7 protein-coding genes are annotated in these 19790 nt (G+C 64.8%); 3 read left to right on the top strand and 4 right to left on the bottom strand.

The window, feature by feature from the left end:
* Positions 1 to 173: 173 nt before the first annotated feature.
* The 3 genes from ACVWWJ_RS02680 to ACVWWJ_RS02670 all read right to left on the bottom strand — a co-directional run bounded on the left by ACVWWJ_RS02680 (position 174) and on the right by ACVWWJ_RS02670 (position 9437).
* Entirely contained in the window at positions 174 to 6932 is a 6759-nt protein-coding gene (locus ACVWWJ_RS02680; protein ID WP_456966678.1) for an ESPR-type extended signal peptide-containing protein, read from the bottom strand.
* A 94-nt stretch (positions 6933 to 7026) separates the two neighbouring features.
* A complete protein-coding gene (locus ACVWWJ_RS02675; RefSeq protein WP_456966677.1) occupies positions 7027 to 8991 on the bottom strand; it encodes a PA domain-containing protein in 1965 nt (654 codons plus the stop codon).
* Positions 8988 to 9437, bottom strand: a complete 450-nt coding sequence (locus tag ACVWWJ_RS02670) for a post-PEP-CTERM-1 domain-containing protein (RefSeq protein ID WP_456966676.1) — start codon at positions 9435 to 9437, stop codon at positions 8988 to 8990. Before ACVWWJ_RS02670 ends, ACVWWJ_RS02675 begins: the two co-directional genes overlap by 4 nt.
* A gap of 454 nt (positions 9438 to 9891) precedes the next feature.
* On the opposite strand from ACVWWJ_RS02670, the gene ACVWWJ_RS02665 reads away from it, so the two are divergent.
* Positions 9892 to 10677, top strand: coding sequence for a TatD family hydrolase (locus ACVWWJ_RS02665; protein ID WP_159891015.1), 786 nt, complete (start codon positions 9892 to 9894; stop codon positions 10675 to 10677).
* Between the two features lie 105 nt (positions 10678 to 10782).
* Here ACVWWJ_RS02665 and ACVWWJ_RS02660 read toward each other — a convergent pair whose 3' ends face one another.
* Positions 10783 to 12441, bottom strand: a complete 1659-nt coding sequence (locus ACVWWJ_RS02660) for a Na+/H+ antiporter (RefSeq protein WP_456966675.1) — start codon at positions 12439 to 12441, stop codon at positions 10783 to 10785.
* Between the two features lie 448 nt (positions 12442 to 12889).
* On the opposite strand from ACVWWJ_RS02660, the gene ACVWWJ_RS02655 reads away from it, so the two are divergent.
* Positions 12890 to 15949 (top strand): TonB-dependent receptor, encoded by a 3060-nt coding sequence (locus ACVWWJ_RS02655; RefSeq protein ID WP_456966674.1) that lies wholly within the window; start codon positions 12890 to 12892, stop codon positions 15947 to 15949.
* A 620-nt stretch (positions 15950 to 16569) separates the two neighbouring features.
* Positions 16570 to 19629, top strand: a complete 3060-nt coding sequence (locus tag ACVWWJ_RS02650; protein ID WP_456966673.1) for a TonB-dependent receptor — start codon at positions 16570 to 16572, stop codon at positions 19627 to 19629.
* Positions 19630 to 19790: the final 161 nt, after the last annotated feature.

The raw sequence follows: 19790 nt of genomic DNA, 5'->3' as shown, positions 1-19790 counted from the left end.
CGGTGGATCCACGCGATCGATCCGGATCACGCGGGCCGCTATTGGTAGCACATACCGTGCGTCTACGGCGACCGTGAATCCCGGGTTCCGCGACGTGGAGCAACAAGCGGAAGCCGGCGTCACCGCCGGCTTCCGCGCGCTATGAGTCTATCCGTAGGATTTCGCTGGGCCAATTACCAGCCGATGCCTACGCCGACACCTCCCGATGTCTCACCGCCGCTGATCGCGGCACCGAAGGTCAGGGCAGCCTTGGGACTGAGACTGCGCGAGAAACCGACCGACATCGCGCCCTGCCCCTTGTACCCGCCAACGCCCACGCCAAGCCGGTTGTCGCCGTTGACACTCTGGGTGCTGAAAGCCATCTGCGACATCGCCGCACCCATGGCGCCCACCTTGTTCAGGCGGTCGTTGAGGTTGCTGAAGCGGTGGTCTACTTCGCGTTTGTACTCGTCGAACGCTCCGCCGCTGACAACGTCGCCGAACTTCTGGTCGGTGTACTGCTTGGCGCTGTTCAGGGTGGCGGCATCGCCCTGGTCCGAATAGCTCTTCGCGGTGGCGACCGCCTGGTCCACCTGACTGACGTTGGCACCGTCCGTGGGCGCCGTCCCGGCGGCCACGTTGGTGATGCGCCGTTCGGCGCCTGCCGCACCGACCGATACGGTGTTTGCCTGGTCGGCGACCGAGCCGGCGCCCAGGGCGACGCTGTTGGTCGCGGCCGCGGTGACGGTCGCTGCGTTTCCGACCGCCGTGCCATTGTCCGCACCCACGCTGGCGTTATTGCCCACGGCGATATCCGTGGGGTCTTTGGCGTAACTGCCGGTGCCGATCGCAATGCCGTTACCCGTGCCCGGCACGATGGCCTGTGCCGTTACCGGTGCTGCTGCGGCAACCGGTGCGACAGGCGCTGCTGCAGCAGACGTGACAGCGGGTGTGACAGCGGCCGCCATCACGCCCTGGGCGGCGGCTTGAGGAGCGGCAACGACGGCATCGCGGCGAATCGGCGTCGTTCCGGTACCGGTACCGCCGGCTGGTTTGGACTCCAGGTTGCCGACCCGGTTGTTCAACGACGTCAGTGCGCCGTCCAACGCACCGACGGCATCACCCACCGTGCCGTACGACCCGCCCTGCACCCGGTAGACCGGCCCGACAAAGCCATTGGCTCCCATGGTCGCCCCACCACCGAGGGCCATCGCCACCGCGCTACCGGCGGCGTTCGACGTGCCCGCGAAAGCACTCGAGAGTGCCGAGTTCAGCTGGCCCACGTTCACCGCGTCGTTGGTCTGCGTACCCGAAGCAACGTTGGTGATCTGGCGATTGCTGGTCGCGCTACCGACAGAGACCGTGTTGGCACGCGTCGCCAGCGAGCCACTGCCCAGGGCGACCGAGTTGGCGCCCAGGGCCCTCGAACTATCGCCGATGGCCGTGGCGCCCGCCGCACCGGCATTCGCCGAGGCACCGATCGCTGTCGACGACGCCTTGCTCGCCGTCGCGAAGGCACCGTTGGCCGTGGACAGGTCGCCGCTGGCGCTGCTTCCCGCACCCGTCGCGATGGCCAGCTGGCCTGTTGCGCTTGCGTTATCCGAGCCATCGGCCGCGCCCGTCGCCGAGACGTAATGCTTCGCGCTGCTGACGCTGTCGGAAAGGTCGTTCAACTGCTGGACGTTGGTAGCGTCCGTCCCCTGCACGCCCGCAGCGACATTGGTGATCTGACGCTCACTTCCACGATCGCCCACCGACACCGTATTGGCCCGGGTGGCGAGCGAGTTCGAGCCCAACGCCACGCTATTGGTCGCGTCGCGCTGCACCGTGCTGTTCAGACCCACGGCAACGCCTCCCGCGCCAAAGGCGGTCGAGAAGTCACCCACGGCCACGCTGCTCGCACCGGACGCCCAGCTGTTGATACCCAGCGCGGTCGCGTTTTCACCCTGCGCATAAGCGAAGTAGCCCAGCGCCGTGCTGCCTACCCCCTCGGCAGCGGCGACGCCGCCGAGCGCCGTGGCGTAGTTCGCCGTGGCTTGCGCACCCGCGCCGAAGGCGGCGGCGCTGTCGCCGGTCGCGCCGGTGTAGATGAGGCCCACTCCGGCGAGGTTGCTTGGACCACCCACGGCTACCGATCCCGCCCCCGAGGCCGTCGTCGATGTGCCCACGGCGGTCGAGTAGTCACCGGTAGCATTGGCTACCGCACCCAGGGCTGTCGACTGGGCGCCACTGGCATAGGCACCGACGCCGACCGAGGTCGCCGCGAAACCGCCGGCCTGCGCGCTGGCGCCCACGGCCGTACCGCCGACACCCGCGCTGGTTGCTCCCGTCTCAACAGGATTGTTGTTGCTGTCGGAGATGAGCGGATTTCCCTGCGCATCGACGGCATTGCCACCAACGGCGACGCTTCCAGGGCCATCGGCCTGGGCGCCGGCGCCGTAAGCCGCGCTGTTCTGACCTGTCGCGACGCTACTGCTGCCCGTCGCCGTGGCGTTAACGCCGGTCGCGACAGCGCCACTACCGGTTGCCGTTGCGCCATCGCCGCTGGCGAAGGCACCCGAGCCGGATGCCGTGGCAAAGTTGCCATTCGCCTGCGCGTCATCGGAGCCGTCGTTCAGTCCGTTCGCCTTGAAGTAGCGCGTCGAGCCACTGACCGAGGCATCGAGCTGGCCCTTGTTTACCGCATCGGTATCTTCCGTGCCGGCCGCTACGTTGGTGATCTGGCGCTCGCTGCCAGCCGCACCGACCGACACCGTGTTAGCCCTGTCGGCCAGCGAACTCGCACCCAGCGCCACCGAGTTGGCCGCGGAGGCGTAGCTCGATTCACCGATAGCCGTGCTGCTCGCACCGTCGGCCCAGCTGTTCCAGCCCAGCGCCGTGGCGTAGTCGTTCGTCGCCCATGCACCCGCGCCGAAGGCGGAGGCACCCAGGCCCGTGGCTTGCGCCAGAATGAAGCCGAAGAACGTGCTTCCGCCGACAGCAACGCTTTCGTCGCCAGTAGCCTGCGCGCTCTCACCGACGGAGACGCTGCCCGTACCGGTTGCCGCACTCTGTGTGCCGACGGCTGTCGACAGGTCGCCGGTAGCATTCGCGACGGCACCCACCGCCGTGGCCTGGGCACCGCTCGCATACGCACCGACGCCAAACGACGACGATGCAAACCCACCCGCCTGCGCACTCGCACCAACCGCTGTGCCACCGACACCCGCGCTGGTTGCGCCGGTATCGACCGGCACGCCGGCGTTGGTGATCAGCGGATTGCCGTCCTCGTCGACGGCGACACCGCCGACAGCCACGCTACCCGGGCCATTCGCTTGAGCACCTGCGCCGTAGGCCGCGCTGTTCTGTCCGGTTGCGACGCTGCCGAAGCCATTGGCCGTTGAGTTCACACCCGTGGCGACTGCGCCACCGCCTGTCGCCGTGGCACCATCGGCGCCTGCGAAAGCACCCGACCCTGACGCTGTCGCGAACTGACCGGTCGCCTGTGCATCGTCGCTGCCATCGTTCAGGCCATTCGCCTTGAAGTAGCGCGTCGCGCCATTCACCGACAAATCGAGCTGGCCCTTGTTCACCGCATCGGTATCTTCCGTACCGGCAGCCACGTTCGCGATCTGCCGTTCATGCCCGGCCGTACCGACCGAGACAGTGTTGTCACGGTCTGCCTGCGAATCCGCACCGAGTGCCACCGAGTTTTCGCCCAGTGCCCAGGCGTTCGCGCCGAGTGCCGTAGCGTTGTTGCCGAGCGCCCAGCTATTCGTGCCGACGGCCACCGCATTTGCGCTTTCGAGACCGAAGAGGCCAAAGCCGGTTTCCGCATAGTTGCCGATCGCTACGCTGCCTTCGCCCGAGGCGCTCGCGCCAGCGCCGACGGCGGTCGACCCATTGCTGTACGCCGCCGAGCCATACCCGGACGCGAGTGAGAGGTCACCTGCCGCGTAAGCCTGCGCGCCATTCGCGGTGGCGCCCAATCCGGCGGCTTCCGAAAGAAAGCCCGTAGCCGTGGACTGCTCGCCCTGCGCAAACGCTGCCGTGCCCAGGGCGGTGCCGAACTGTCCTGCCGCTTGCGCGCTGGCACCTACCGCCGTGGAGGCGAGACCGGAAGCATTCGCCGGTCCGACCGCTTCGCCGGTGGCGCTGTACGTGATCAAAGGATTGCCGGCTGCGTCGAGCGCCTGGCCGCCGATGGCCGTGGCGCTGTTCGAAGAGGCCTGTGCACCAGCACCGTACGCCGCACTGTTCTGCCCGCTGGCCACACTGCCATAGCCGTTCGCCGTGGCATTCGCGGCCGTCGCCACCGCACCGCTGCCGTACGCGCTCGCGCCATCCGCCCCGGCGAAGGCGCCCGAGCCGGATGCCGTGGCGAATTGGCCAGTAGCCAGCGCATCGTCACTGCCGTCGTTCAACCCGTTTGCCTTGAAGTAGCGCGTGGCCGTGTTGACAGAGCTATCGAGCTGGCCTTTGTTTACCGCGTCGGTGTCTTCCGTGCCGGCCGCTACGTTGGTGATCTGGCGCTCACTGCCGACGTCGCCCACCGAAACGGTGTTAGCCCGATCGGTGTACGAACTGGCGCCGAGTGCTACCGAGTTCGCAGCACCAGCGATCGCCGACTCGCCGATCGCCGTGCTGCTCACGCCGTCGGCCCAGCTGTTCCAACCCAGCGCCGTGGCGTAATCGTTGGTCGCCCATGCACCTGCACCGAATGCGGAGGCTCCCGTGCCGGTCGCCTGCGCAGGGATGAAGCCGAAGAACGTGCTGCCACCGACGGCGACGCTTTCGTCGCCCGTAGCCTGCGCACTTTCACCGACGGATACGCTGCTGACACCTGTCGCCGCACTCTGCGTACCGATGGCGGTAGAGAGGTCGCCGGTGGCATTCGCAACGGCACCGACTGCCGTGGCCTGTGCGCCGCTCGCGTACGCACCGACACCGAACGACGAGGCAGCAAAGCCACCCGCCTGCGCGCTCGCGCCGACTGCCGTACCGCCTACTCCCGCGCTGGTCGCACCGGTATCGACCGGCACGCCAGCGTTGGTGATCAGTGGATTGCCGTCTTCGTCGACTGCGACACCGCCGACAGCCACGCTGCCCGGGCCATTAGCCTGTGCGCCGGCACCATACGCTGCACTGTTCTGACCGGTGGCTACGCTGCCGAAGCCATTGGCTGTTGAATTCACGCCCGTGGCCACTGCACCGCTACCGGTCGCGGTAGCACCGTCGGCGCCAGCGAAAGCACCCGACCCCGACGCCGTCGCGAACTGACCGGTGGCCTGGGCATCGTCGCTGCCGTCATTCAGGCCATTGGCTTTGAAGTAACGCGTTGCGCCATTCACCGACGAATCGAGCTGGCCCTTGTTCACCGCGTCGGTGTCTTCCGTACCGGCAGCCACGTTCGCAATCTGACGCTCATGTCCCGCCGTACCCACCGAGACCGTGTTGTCACGATCGGCCTGCGAATCCGCACCCAGCGCCACGGAGTTCTCACCCAGGGCCCATGCGTTCGCACCGAGCGCCGTGGCGTTGTTACCCAGCGCCCAGCTGTTCGTACCGACGGCCACCGCGTTCGCGCTTTCCAGACCAAACAGGCCAAAGCCGGTTTCCGCGAAGTTGCCGATGGCCACGCTGCCTGCGCCTGATGCACTGGCGCCAGCACCGATCGCCGTTGAACCTGCGCTATAGGCGGTCGAGCCAAAACCGTTAGCAACGGACTGGTCTCCGGCTGCCGTGGCCTGTGAGCCACTGGCGGTGGAGAAATCGCCAAGGGCGTTTGCCACGGCACCGACGGCGGTCGACTGAGCGCCGCTAGCGTAGGCACCCACGCCGAACGACGACGCCGCAAAACCACCCGCCTGCGCGCTCGCGCCGACTGCCGTACCGCCCACGCCTGCGCTCGTTGCACCGGTGTCGACCGGCACGCCGGCGTTCGTGATCAGCGGATTGCCGTCCGCGTCCACAGCAACGCCGCCAACAGCGACACTCCCCGGGCCATTGGCCTGGGCACCGGCACCGAACGCGGCACTGTTCTGCCCGGTAGCGACGCTGCCGTAGCCGTTGGCTGTCGCGTTCGCTCCGGTTGCCACCGCACCGCTGCCGGTTGCGGTCGCACCATCGGCGCCCGCGAAAGCACCCGAACCGGATGCCGTCGCAAACTGGCCCGTGGCCTGCGCGTCATCGCTGCCGTCACCGTTGCCGTTCGCCTTGAAGTAATGCGCGGCATCACTGGTGTCGTCTGCAAGCTTGTCGACCCGCGTCGATACGCCATCGACCCTCGTCGACAACGTGTCCACCCGTGTCGATACGCCACTCACCGACGACGAAACTTTATCCAGCTGCCGCTTATTGGTCGCATCGGTGGCCTGCGTGCCATCGGCAACGTTCACCACCTGGCGCTCTTCGTTGACCTTGCCTACGGAGACCGTGTTAGCGCGATTGGCGACCGAACCATCGCCGAGGGCGACGGAGTTCTTCGCCGTGGCGCTTGAGTCCGTTCCGAAGGCGGAGCTGGCCGACCCACTGGCGAACGACGATTCGCCGATCGCGACGCTGTCCGTGCCGGTGGCGCGGGCATTCTGGCCCAGCGCTGTCGACCAGGCACCGGACGACTGTGCATTCTGTCCCAGCGCGACGCTGTAGTTGCCGCTACTGATCGCTGCCGTACCGACCGCCGTGCTGTAGTCGCCGGCAGCCTTGCTCGAGGTGCCGCATGCGAAGGCGTCGTCGCCCTTGGCGACCGGCGCCTTGCCCTGAATACCGAGAAGATAACCACCGCACACGTTGCCTGCCTGCGCCGGTGCACTGCCCAGCGCCAGCATCACGCCGGCAGCCAGTGGCAATGCGGCCATCGCGGCGCGCAGGCGTCGGGAGGTGCTTCCCTTACCGTTTGCTCGAGCCAGTTCCGATGCCACGACCAGGATACCGAGCGACTTGTTCCAAACCTTGCTGTAGATGGTGTTCACGTAACCTTCCTCCCCAGATGAAATCCCCTGCCCGCGATTCGGGCCACGCAAAGGTCGAGGCCCCGGCGAACCGGGGCCTCTTTCGGGTCATGCTTCAGAGCGTGTAAGCGCCCAGCACACTCACGCCGGAGTACGCCTTTTCACCCTTGACGGTCAGCGTCCACACGCCGGCCGCAGGCTTGGTGGCCGTGAACGGCTCACTGTTACCAGGACGATTGGGCTGTGCCTTCACCACACCCTTCGGGTCGGTCACCGAGATCGACACATCACCCGAGCCACCGTAGGTGCGCAGGGTGAGCGTCTTCGCGTTGGCCGGCACCGTGAGCTGGTACGCCGAGGTCGCACCGGCGGCACCCTTCTGGTTGTTCAGCGCGGTGTTGTTGCCAAGCACGATGGCCGGCGGTGCAGCGGCGGGACCCCATGCGTCGTACTGCTTCTGCGTCTCCGCATCAGACAGGCAGGCGTTGAGGCTCGATGCCTGGCCGGCCGTGATCAGACCGTCGGTCGCAAGCTGTCCCTCGTACGCCCTGACGCCTGCGCGATACGTACCCACGTTGGCAGCGTTGCCGGCGAGGATCTTCGCGTTGGCGAACACGTTGGCACCGATGATCATGCCGCCCGGCACGAGTCTCGGAATGCCCGTGTCGCAGGTGAGCAACAGCTGGTTGCTGCGGTCGATGCCCCAGCCGATGTCCTGGAACAACGCCGGGCCCAGGTCGAGATCGATCTCGCCGCGGAGATCCTGGCTGATGGCGTACTCCATGATCGCGTTCGGCGTCAGGCGCGTGTCGTAATGCGAGAACGACGAACCCGGCGAGAGGACTGCCGGAGCGTAGATCTGCACGCCGTCGGCGTTCGTGCCCGCCAGACCCGTGCCCTTGCCGACGGCGCCGGTGAGGCCGGCGAGATTGGCCTTAAGCGTATTGCCATCGACCTGGTTCACCAGGATCACCGGGATAGTCACCGGCGAGGCAGGCGTGCCACCCGGCGAAACCGCGGCGGGCTGGTTGTTGGCCAGAAGCACGGCCTTCGCACCGGCAGCCTGGGCATTGAGCGACTTCACCGTGAAATCGCAGGTACCCCGGTCGATCAGCGCAATCTTCCCGGCGACAGCGGACGCGTTGGTGATCGCGGCGCAACCATCGTTGGGCACAGCCTGCACGACAGCACCGGAGAAGTTCGACGCGGAGGCCGTCGGACCGAAAGCGGCCTGCGCATAGAGGTAATCACCGGCGGCGGCGGCCGGGGCGGTGACGCGGAATACGTCGGGCTGCGACAGCGCGAGCGGTGCCTCGGCGATCACGGTCGCGCCGGAGAAGGCGAGGTTGCCGTCGTCGAGCGCTGCCGTCACGCGTTCTGCGTTTGTCAGGTTGTCCCAGAGCACGCCCTTATGCTTGACGAAGAAGCCATAGATGTTCGGGAACGAGCCAGGACCGCCGGGGAAGTCTTCGCCGGTTGTCAGGTCCGTAAGGTCGAGGAAGCCGAGACCGTGCGACATCTCGTGCAGCACGACGTTGAGGAAGTCGATCTGCCCGGGGCCGACCTTGTGATCCAGGCCCATGTACCACGACGAGCCTTCGATGCAGCCGGGGCTACCCAGTGCGCCGTTGAACTGGCTCTGGATATCGGCCTCGGTCGGGCTCAGGTCTTCGCCAGCCAGCGAGTTGGCCTCCGCGACCGTATACCAGACGTTCGCCTTGGCGCCCGCGGGAAGGCTGGCGGCGTCGAAAGTGAAAACCTCCAGGGGACCGGACGATCCGAGCACGCCGCCGGTGGCGTCGCATTCGAGTGGTTCGAACGTCGCGTTGTTAACGATGGTGACGTTGCTCTTCATGTACGAGCCGTGGATGTCCGCCGCGAACAGGAAGACATTGAGCGCCTGTTGACCGAAGGTCGTGCCCGGGTTGCCCCCGACGGGGGTGGCCGGGGTGTGGTCGTCGAGACCCTGGCCCGTACCGACGTCCTGGTTGACGATCTTGATCTCGGCGGCGCTGGCGCTCACGGCGCCGAACAGACCGGCTGTAAGAAGGGCTGAGTAGAGAAGGCCGCGGCGGATCATCGGGTTACCTCCGGTGCCTTGGGCGCAACCTGGGCGCCGTGGTCGTCATGGTGGATGCTTACGGAGCCGTCCGCCGCGCGTGTGGCGACAACGCTGCTCATGCGCTCCTGTGGCAGGCGTATGCCCGTGGCTTTTGCGCCGCTGTGGAGGTTGACCGTGCGAATCGTGCTCTTCGCATCGGCGTTGGTGCGCGGTTGCGTGGAGAACGATGAAACCCTGCTCTGCCGAGCCTGGAACGCCTTGGAGTACGCGGCCCGCTCAGCGTCGGTCGGCGCGCGGACCTTGCCGGTCACCGGATCGATAGCGACCTGCTGCCCGGCCTGGACAGAGCGGACGTGCGGCGTGGTCTGGGTCGAAGGGGTTTCCGCGGCGTGCACCGCTCCCGCGACAGTGAAGATGCCCGTCAGCACAAGGCCCACGGCCTGTGCCAGTGTTCGTGAAGTCATTACGCATACCTCCCTAGTGCGGCGCCGGGACCCCTCCCTGCACGCCAGCCGACGAAGGCCCCCTCGCCGGCGCAAACACTTGAAGGATTCGACGTTCCCCTCAACGCAAAATCCAAAAACCTTTATGGCGCGGTAAAACCCGGCGTCGGCGAGTCGACGAGCGTCCTCGCGGTGGCGCGGTTTACCATTGGCATGCCCCCTTCCCTGCTGCTCGTTTGAGATCCATCTGAGTACTCCCTGAGAGTCGTCTTCTTGACGTCCGTCTCTGGAACCTAACAGTAGGAAAATACGAACGTCAATATTTTGGCGGTAAGTTTTTGAACGCCAAAAGGCATAGTGCGGAAACCCCGCCGCGGCACGTTTGCAGTGTCGATTGACGTTCTAATTCATAGCGTTGCACGCCAATAACGCTTGGCCTTCACGTTCACACCCTTGTCTCAAAGCGAAAGAAATCATGGACTTGATCGATATCGGTGCCAACCTGACCCACGAATCCTTTCGTCAAGATCTTGACGAAGTACTGGCCCGCGCGAGTGCCCATGGCGTGGGCCGGATGGTCGTGACTGGTGCCTCACGGGAAGGAAGCGAGCACGCCCTATCGCTCGCGCGCGCCAGTGGCGGACGCCTTTTTGCGACGGCGGGGGTACACCCTCACCACGCCGTCGAATACGACGACGCCACCGACGCCCTGTTGCGCCAGCTTGCAGGTGAGCCAGAAGTCCGCGCCGTCGGCGAGACCGGTCTCGACTACAACCGGAATTACTCGCCCCGCGACGTGCAGCGGGTGGTTTTCGAACGGCAGCTGGAAATCGCCGTCGCGGCCGGGAAGCCGCTATTCCTGCATCAGCGCGACGCGCACCACGACTTTCTTGCCATCCTGAAGCGCTACCGCGATCGCGTTCCAGCGGCGGTGGTGCACTGTTTCACCGACACCGAAGAAGCCCTGCGCGACTACCTCGACCTCGATTGCCACATCGGAATCACGGGGTGGATCTGCGACGAACGTCGCGGCGCGCATCTGCGTGAGATGGTTAAGCTCATCCCCGCAAACCGGCTGATGCTCGAGACCGACGCCCCTTATCTCCTGCCGAGGACGATCCGGCCGATGCCGAAGGATCGCCGCAACGAGCCGATGTACCTGGCGCACATTCGAGACGAAGTGGCCCGTGACCGGGGGGAGTCGAGAGAAGCGCTGACAGAGTCCAGCGTGCGGACCACTGAGGCGTTTTTCGGTTTGTAGTGCAAGCACCCATCGCCGGTGAATCGGCTCCCACACAGAGCACGACCTCGCACCTGTGGGAGCCGATTCATCGGCGATGCTCCCGGCGTCCTGACATTCCCGGTATCAACCCGAGTGCAGGCTCGTCAGCGACGCCTCCGCGAGATCGATCTCCCGCATCAACGTACGTAACGTATCGTCATTGATCTCGTGGCTGCGACGCAGGTTGTACAGCTCCCTTCGCTCGGCGCGCAGCGCCGCCAGGCGCATGACGCGCTCCGTCCCCGCCTCCGCGCGCGCCTTGTCCGGAAGATCACCCTCCTCGCCGGCCGCCTCGAGGCGCTGCTGGTAATCAGCCATGACACGAGAGGCCACGCGCGACGCCAGGGCTATCGCATTGCCGTCGCCACTGTCGTCCACGCGCTGCTGTTCGTCGGCGATGCCGCGCAGTGCCGCCTCGGCGGAGAGGGCGCGTGCCTTGCGCTCCTCGCGAACACGCGGATCCTCGCCGGGAAGCTTCAGCCCCTTTACCGCGAGCGGCAGGCCGATCGCCCCGATGACAAGGGTGCACAGGATGACCCCGCTGGCGAGCAGGATCATCAGGTGTCGCACGGGGAACGGCACACCCTCGCTTTTCATCAACGGCAGCGAAAGCACGCCCGCCATGGTGATCGCCCCGCGAACACCGGCCAGTGCCGATGTCCAGACCATGCGTGTGCCGACCTTGGGACGCTTCTCGCCACGGTGCAGCGCACGCATCAGGACGAAGCGCAGCGACACCCACACCCAGATGAAGCGCAGGATGACCAGAACCAGTGTGATCGCGACGACGTAGGCAAGCAGGTACCAGAGCTCGCCGCCCCCGGCCTGTGCGAGGTCGCCCTTCGCCCCGTCGACGATGCCGGGAAGCTGGAGGCCGAGCAGCAGGAAGATCAGGCCGTTGAACGTGAACTCGACCATCGACCACACCGCACCGTTCTGCATGCGCGTGGCGACATAGCCGCCCTTGAGCACGTCGGTGTAGTTCATCGTCATGCCGGCAGCCACTGCGGCGAGGATGCCCGACACACCGAAGTGCTCGGCGAGCAGGTAGGCGGCAAACGGGAGAAGCAGGAGTAACGCGACCTGGCTTGCCGGGTCCACCTCACCGCTCCAGCGGACCAGGCGACGACGGAAGATCCCGAACGTGTAGCTGACCAGCACGCCGGCCAGGACGCCGCCAAGGGCCATCACCACGAAGTCCATGGACGCCTTGCCGAGCGAGAAGGTCCCTGTGAGCTCCGCCGCCACGGCGAACTGCAGGGCGACCAGGCCCGATGCGTCGTTGAGCAAGGCCTCCCCCGAGAGCACGTGCATCAGCCGCGAAGGTATCGGCGTTGCCCCGGTGATCGAGGTCACCGCGACGGCGTCCGTCGGCGAGAGCACGGCGGCCAAAGCGAACGCGACGGCCAGGGGCACCGTGGGAATCATCCAGTGAACGAAGTAACCGACACCCAGGATCGTGAAGAAGACCAGGCCCACGGCCAGCGCGAGGATAGGGCCGCGCAACAGGAAGAGCTCGCGCTTGGGAATGCGCCAGCCGTCGGCGAACAGAAGCGGCGGGATGAAGAGGAGGAAAAAGAGCTCGTGATCGAACTCCACCTCCATGCCGAGCGGGCTCGCCAGAAGGGCCCCGAGGCCGATCTGCAAGATAGGCAAGGGAAGCCGGACAGGAAGGATCCGGACCATGGCGCCGGACAGCGCGACAACGAGAAGGAGGATGAGGATCGTGATGACTAAGTCCATCCGCCGACGGTAAACGGCGCATGCCGAAGGAGGCAAGACGAATGGCACTGGCGTCGTATGTTTTTGCGACTCGGCTCGCAATTACCTGCTTAGGACTTATTCCTATTGTTACGAATGCCGTCAATACTTTACGTTCTTTTCACGCGCCGCTTCGGCGCCGTCGTCAACTCGCCTCAGGGGACATGATGAGCGGGTGCGACTTTCGCCATGGATGACGTCTTGCATGATCTTTTTGGGGAGCAAGTCACATGCCACACCACGCCATCGCGTGCACCCCTTTCGATTGACGACGTGACGCCGCTCGCCCGGTAAGAGGCGTTCGGCCGAACGAAATTCTTTCAGTTGGTTCTCCGCCCGTCGTTCGCTCGGCGGACCATCCGCGTGCCGCGCGGATGCGGACGAACTCATCCCGTTTATTCGTCACGCGTTTTTTCAGGAGGGACGTTCCATGCAGTACGCAAACCGTTCAGTCGCGCCGCCGCGCCGCAAGCTCGCGCTTGCCGTGGCTTTCGCCGTATCCATCGGCGGTGCCGGCGCGGCCATGGCCCAGAGCAACGCCACCGGCGCCATCTTCGGCTCCGCCGCACCCGGTGACGTTGTCCACATCGAGAGCTCGGACACCGGCCTGCGCCGCGACATCACTGTCGACGCCGGCGGCCGCTACCGCGCCAACTCGCTGCCCATCGGCACCTATACCGTGACGCTGATGCACAACGGCACGGCCGTCGATTCGCATAAGGGCGTCCAGACCCAGATCAGCCAGGGTACCGACGTTTCCTTCGCCGCTGCCGCCGCCGGCGCCGCCGACGCGACCAGCCTCGGCAGTGTCCAGGTCACCGCCAACACGCTGCCCAGCATCGACGTCAGCTCGGTCGACTCGCGCACCGTGCTGACCGCCGACCAGCTCTCGAAACTGCCCATTGCCCGCACCTCGATCAGCTCGATCGCCCTGCTCGCCCCGGGTACGACGCCCGCGGTTCGCGGTTACGGCAACGCGCTCTCCTTTGGCGGTTCGTCGGCTTCCGAGAACGGCTACTACATCAACGGTTTCCAGGCCACCAACCCGCTGACCGGCGTGAGCTCGCGCCAGCTGCCGTATGACGCGATCGACCAGGAGCAGGTACTGATCGGCGGCTACGGCGCCGAATACGGCCGTTCCACCGGCGGCGTGATCAACGTCGTGTCCAAGCGCGGTACCAACGAGTGGAAGGGCGACGTCCAGGTCTTCTTCTCGCCGGACAGCCTCAACCAGCAGCCACGTGACATCGATCTGCGCGATGGCACCAAGTTCCAGCGTGGCAACCCCTACGTCCTGCGCAACCAGGAAAACCTGCAGTACTCCGGCTCCATTGGCGGCGCGCTGATCAAGGACAAGTTGTTCATCTTCGCCGCAGCCGACTGGATCAGGAACTCCGGCGACTACACCGGTCCCAATACGACCAGCGACGACGAGCATGACGTCGCCAAGACGAAGCGCTGGTTGACCAAGTTGGACTGGAACATCACCGACAACAACATCCTCGAGTTCACCGGCATCGGCGACACCGAGACGAACGACCAGTCCATCAGCGCCTATAGCTACGACACCGGTCGCGGCGATTACCTGGGCCACGTCTACACGAAGAACTACAACGGCACGCAGACCAACGCGACGCCGGGTGGTAACACCTATATCGGCCATTACACCGGCTACATCACCGACGACCTCACCGTGAACGCGATGTACGGCCGTTCGCACTCCGACCATAGCCAGGACATCACGTCGGCGACCGGCCAGAACTGCCCGACCATTACCGATAACCGTACCGAGTTCAAGAACAACCCGCAGACCGGTTGCACGGTCGGTGGCTCGACCTTCCTCCTGCCCGGCGCGCAAGACAGCAGCCACGGCTGGAGCGCCAATATCGAGTATCGCATCGGCGATCACGATCTCCGTGGCGGTGTCGACAACTACGTCCTGCGCGCCACCTCGGGCGCATTGCCGACCGGTGGTACCGGCTGGACCTACGCCGATGTTGGCGACGGCTCGTCCATCAAGAGCCGCCTGACGAACCTCGGTCTTGATCCTGCGCTCTACAATCCTGCCAACTTTGCCAATGGCTACTATGCCGAATCCACGGCACTGAGCACAGGCACCTCGGCCCGCACCAACCAGCGGTCGCAGTTCATCGAAGACAACTGGCAGATCACTGATCGTTGGCACGGCTACATCGGCCTGCGTAACGAGCAGTTCACCAACTTCAACGGCTCGGGCCAGGCCTACGCCAGCGCGCGCCACCAGCTCGATCCGCGCCTGGGTGCATCGTGGGATGTCCACGGTGACAGCTCGCTGAAGATCTACGCCAATGCGGGTCGTTACCATCTCGGCCTGCCGACCTCCGTCGCCATCCGTGGCGCTGGCCCGTCTACCTTCCCGTCGCAGTACTACGGCTTCACGGGTATCGACCCGACCACGGGCGTCCCGACCGGTCTTGTCGATGGTCCGTATTCCGCGAACTACAACAAGAACGGCGCGAACGGCATTCCGCCGGATGCGAAGACCGTTTCGGCGCAGGGCCTGCACTCGTACTACCAGGACGAGTACATCTTCGGTGTCGATCAGCAGCTGGACAACAACTGGGTCGTCGGCGCCAAGGCCATGTACCGTCGCCTGCGCAGCCTGATCGATGATACTTGCGACTCGGCACCGCTGCAGGAATGGGGCGACGAGAACGGTCTTCATGACGAAGTGAAGGCAGGTATCGGCCGCAGCACGGGTTGCTGGCTGTACAACCCGGGCCGCGCGAACACGTTTACCGTATCGCCAGCTGACGGTCAGTACCTGAGCGTCCCGCTCACTGCGGACCAGATCGGCGAGCCGCGTGCGAAGCGTGCTTACTACATGCTCGACCTGTACGCCGAACACCAGTTCAGCGACCACTGGTACGCGAAGATCGACTACACCTACTCGCGTAGCTACGGTAACTCCGAAGGCCAGCTCGATTCCAATATCGTCCAGGCCGACGTGTCGACCACGGAGACCTGGGATTTCCCGGCCATCATGGAAAACACCAACGGCAACCTGCCCAACGACCAGAAGCACCAGCTGCGCATTTATGGCACCTATGCGCCGACGGATGAGTGGGCGTTCTCGACCGTTACCCGCATCGCTTCGGGCTACCCGGTCAGCTGCATCGGCACCCGTCCGGAAGCCTATGGTGGCGACCCGTACGAGTACGGCAACAGCTACTTCTACTGCAACGGCCAGCCCGCGACACGCGGCACCTTCGGTCGCACGCCGTGGACGTATAACGTGGACGTCAGCGCGGCCTGGAAGCCGGCTTTTGCCGACCACAAGCTGACGCTGTCGGCCGACGTGTTCAACATCCTCGGCAAGCAGCGCGTCACCCAGTACTACGAAGTTGGCGAAACCGCTGCGGGCGATCCCAACCCGCAGTACAAGCGCGCCCGTTCGTTCTCCGATCCGCGCACCGTGCGCCTGGGAGCCCGCTACGATTTCACGCTGTAACGAAAACGCTTAGCTATATCGCATAACAAAAACAGCAAGCATTTCCCCGGATATTGGCCGCTCTAGATGGAGCGGCCTTTTTTTTGCTTCTTCTCCGTGTGGGAGCCGATTCATCGGCCATCCCGCGGCAGCGGGCCAGGATGACGCGAGCCCTATCGCCGATGAATCGGCTCCCACAAAGAAGCGTCCCTTTTTGCGATCGCCTCGCAAATACACCGCGGGCGACGTGCGGCCCCGCAAGTACTTGCCTCGTAAATAGTTGCTTAGGACTTTTTCCTATTGTTCCTAGGTGCGGCGGTACTTTACGTTGTTTTCACGCGCCGCTTCGGTGCCGTCGTTAGCTCGCCTCAGGGGACATGATGAGCGGGTGCGACTTTCGCCATGGATGACGTCTTGCACGACTTTTTGGGGAGCAACAGACATGCCACACCACGCCATCGCGCGCACCCCTTTCGATTGACGACGTGACGCCGTTCGCCCGGTAAGAGGCGCGCGGCCGAACAACAGTTCCTATTGGTTCTCCGCCTGCCGGGCTTTCCGGCGGAACATCCGCGTGCCGCGCGGATGCGGACGAACTCATCCCGTTTATTCGTCACGCGTTTTTTCAGGAGGGAGGTTTCATGCAGTACGTAACCCGTTCAGCCGCGCCGGCACGCCGCAAGCTCGCGCTTGCCGTCGCCTTCGCCGTATCCATCGGCGGTGCCGGTTCGGCGCTGGCCCAGAGCAACGCCACCGGCGCCATCTTCGGCTCCGCCACGCCTGGTGATGTCGTCCATATCGAGAGCACCGATACCGGCCTTCGCCGCGATATCAGCGTCGATTCCGGTGGCCGTTATCGCGCCAATTCGCTGCCGATCGGTACCTATACCGTGACGTTGATGCACAACGGCACGGCTGTCGATTCGCACAAGGGCGTGCAGACCCAGATCAGCCAGGGTACCGATGTTTCCTTCGCCGCAGCTGCCGCCGGCGCCGCCGACGCGACCAGCCTGGGCAGCGTCCAGGTTACTGCCAACACCCTGCCCAGCATCGACGTCAGCTCGGTCGACTCACGCACCGTCTTGACTGCCGACCAGCTGTCCAAGTTGCCGATCGCCCGCACCTCGATCAGCTCGATCGCCCTGCTCGCCCCGGGCACCACGCCTGCGGTTCGCGGCTACGGCAATGCGCTCTCCTTCGGCGGCTCCTCGGCGTCCGAGAATGCTTATTACATCAACGGTTTCCAGGCCACCAACCCGCTTACCGGCGTGAGTTCGCGCCAGCTGCCGTACGACGCGATCGATCAGGAACAGGTGCTGATCGGCGGCTACGGCGCGGAATACGGTCGTTCCACCGGCGGCGTGATCAACGTCGTGTCCAAGCGCGGCACCAATGAGTGGAAGGGTGACGTCCAGGTATTCTGGTCGCCGGATGGTCTGAACCAGCAGCCGCGCGACATCGATCTGCGCGATGGCACCAAGTACCAGAAGGGCAACACGTATGCCCTGCGTAATAACGAGAACCTGCAGTACTCCGGCTCCATCGGCGGTGCGCTGATCAAGGATAAGTTGTTCTTCTTCGCCGCCGCGGACTGGATCAAGAACACCGGCGACTACACCGGGCCGAACACGACCAGCGACGACGAGCACGATAGCTCCAAGACCAAGCGCTGGCTGACCAAGATCGACTGGAACATCACCGACAACAACATCCTCGAGTTCACCGGCATCGGCGACACCGAGACAGAAGACCAGTCGATCAGTGCCTACAGCTACGACACCGGTAAGGGTGCGTATCTTGGCCATGTCTACACCAAGAACTACAACGGCACGCAGACCAATGCGACGCCGGGCGGTAACACCTATATCGGTCACTACACCGGTTACATCACCGATGACCTGACGGTCAATGCGATGTACGGCCGTTCGCACTCCGACCACAGCCAGGACATCGACTCGGCTACGGGTCAGGCGTGCCCGACCATTACCGACAAGCGCGCGGGCTTCGCCAACAACCCGCAAACCGGTTGCACGGTCGGTGGCTCCACCTTCCTCCTGCCCGGCGCGCAAGACAGCAGCCATGGCTGGAGCGCCAACATCGAATATCGCATCGGCGATCACGACCTTCGTGGCGGTGTCGATAACTATGTCCTGCGTGCGACATCCGGTGCGCTGCCCACGGGTGGCACCAATTATGTCTACAACGATGTCGCCGATGGCACGGCGATCAGGAGCCGCCTGTCTGCCCTCGGTCTCGACCCGGGCCTCTACAACGCGGCTAACTTCGCGAACGGCTATTACGTCGAACAGACAGCGCTGAGCACGGGCACCTCGGCCCGTACCAACCAGCGTTCGCAGTTCGTCGAAGACAACTGGCAGATCACGGATCGCTGGCACGGTTACATCGGCCTGCGTAACGAGCAGTTCACCAACTTCAACGGTGCGGGCGAGGCTTATGCGAGCGCGCGCCACCAGCTCGATCCGCGCCTGGGTGCGTCGTGGGACGTCTACGGTGACAGCTCACTGAAGGTCTACGCCAACGCGGGCCGCTACCATCTCGGCCTGCCGACCTCCGTCGCCATCCGCGGCGCCGGTCCGTCGACTTACCCGTCGCAGCTCTTCGGTTTCACCGGTATCGATCCGACCACGGGCGAGCCCACCGGACTGGTTTCGGGTCCGTACTCCGGTAACTTCAACAAGAACGGCGCGAATGGCATCCCGCCGGATGCGAAGACCGTTTCGGCGCAGGGCCTGCACTCGTACTACCAGGACGAGTACATCTTCGGTTTCGACCAGCAGCTGGACAACAACTGGGTCGTCGGCGCCAAGACCATGTACCGTCGCCTGCGCAGCCTGATCGATGACACCTGCGACTCGTCGCCCATCCAGACCTGGGGCGATCAGAACGGCCTGAGCGACGAGGTGGCGGCCGGTATCGCACGTAGTACGGGTTGCTGGCTGTATAACCCGGGCCGCGCGAACACCTTTACCGTGTCCCCCGCTCCCGGCGAGTACCTGAGCGTTCCGCTCACCGCCGCGGACATCGGCGAGCCGCGTGCGAAGCGTGCTTACTACATGCTCGACCTGTACGCCGAACACCAGTTCAGCGACCACTGGTACGCGAAGATCGACTACACCTACTCGCGTAGCTACGGTAACTCCGAAGGCCAGCTCGATTCCAATATCGTCCAGGCCGACGTCTCGACCACCGAGAGCTGGGATTTCCCGGCCATCATGGAGAACACCAACGGCGATCTGCCGAGCGACCAGAAGCACCAGCTGCGTATCTACGGCACGTATGCGCCGAACGATGAGTGGGCGTTCTCGACGGTCACGCGTATCGCTTCGGGCTACCCCGTCAGCTGCATCGGCACCCGCCCGGACTCCGTCGGCGGCGATCCGAACCAGTACGGCGCTGCCTACTTCTACTGCAACGGTGAGCCCGCCAAGCGCGGCACCTTCGGCCGCACGCCGTGGACGTACAACGTCGATCTCAGCGTCGCCTGGAAGCCGGCCTTCGCCGACCACAAGCTGACACTGTCGGCCGACGCATTCAACGCGCTCGGCAAGCAGCGCGTGACGCAGTACTACGAGTACGGCGAAACCGACAGTGGCACGCCGGATCCGCAGTACAAGCGCGCTCGTTCGTTCTCGGACCCCCGGACCATCCGCCTGGGAGCCCGCTACGACTTCACGCTGTAACGAAAACGCTTAGCCATATCGCATAACAAAAACAGCAAGCATTTCCCCGGATATTGGCCGCTCCAGATGGAGCGGCCTTTTTTTGCTTTTTCTCCCTGTGGGAGCCGATTCATCGGCGATCCCGCGGCAGCGGGCCAGCTTGTCGCGAGCACCCATCGCCG

It is taken from the genome of Luteibacter sp. HA06, assembly GCF_054061215.1.
This window is presented reverse-complemented; position numbering and strand designations above follow the sequence as displayed.

Coding starts and splice junctions, on each gene's coding strand:
- ACVWWJ_RS02650 (WP_456966673.1), top strand. CDS start 16,570: ATGCAGTACGTAACCCGTTCAGCCGCGCCGGCACGCCGCAAGCTCGCG.
- ACVWWJ_RS02655 (WP_456966674.1), top strand. CDS start 12,890: ATGCAGTACGCAAACCGTTCAGTCGCGCCGCCGCGCCGCAAGCTCGCG.
- ACVWWJ_RS02675 (WP_456966677.1), bottom strand. CDS start 8,991: ATGATCCGCCGCGGCCTTCTCTACTCAGCCCTTCTTACAGCCGGTCTG.
- ACVWWJ_RS02670 (WP_456966676.1), bottom strand. CDS start 9,437: ATGACTTCACGAACACTGGCACAGGCCGTGGGCCTTGTGCTGACGGGC.
- ACVWWJ_RS02660 (WP_456966675.1), bottom strand. CDS start 12,441: ATGGACTTAGTCATCACGATCCTCATCCTCCTTCTCGTTGTCGCGCTG.
- ACVWWJ_RS02665 (WP_159891015.1), top strand. CDS start 9,892: ATGGACTTGATCGATATCGGTGCCAACCTGACCCACGAATCCTTTCGT.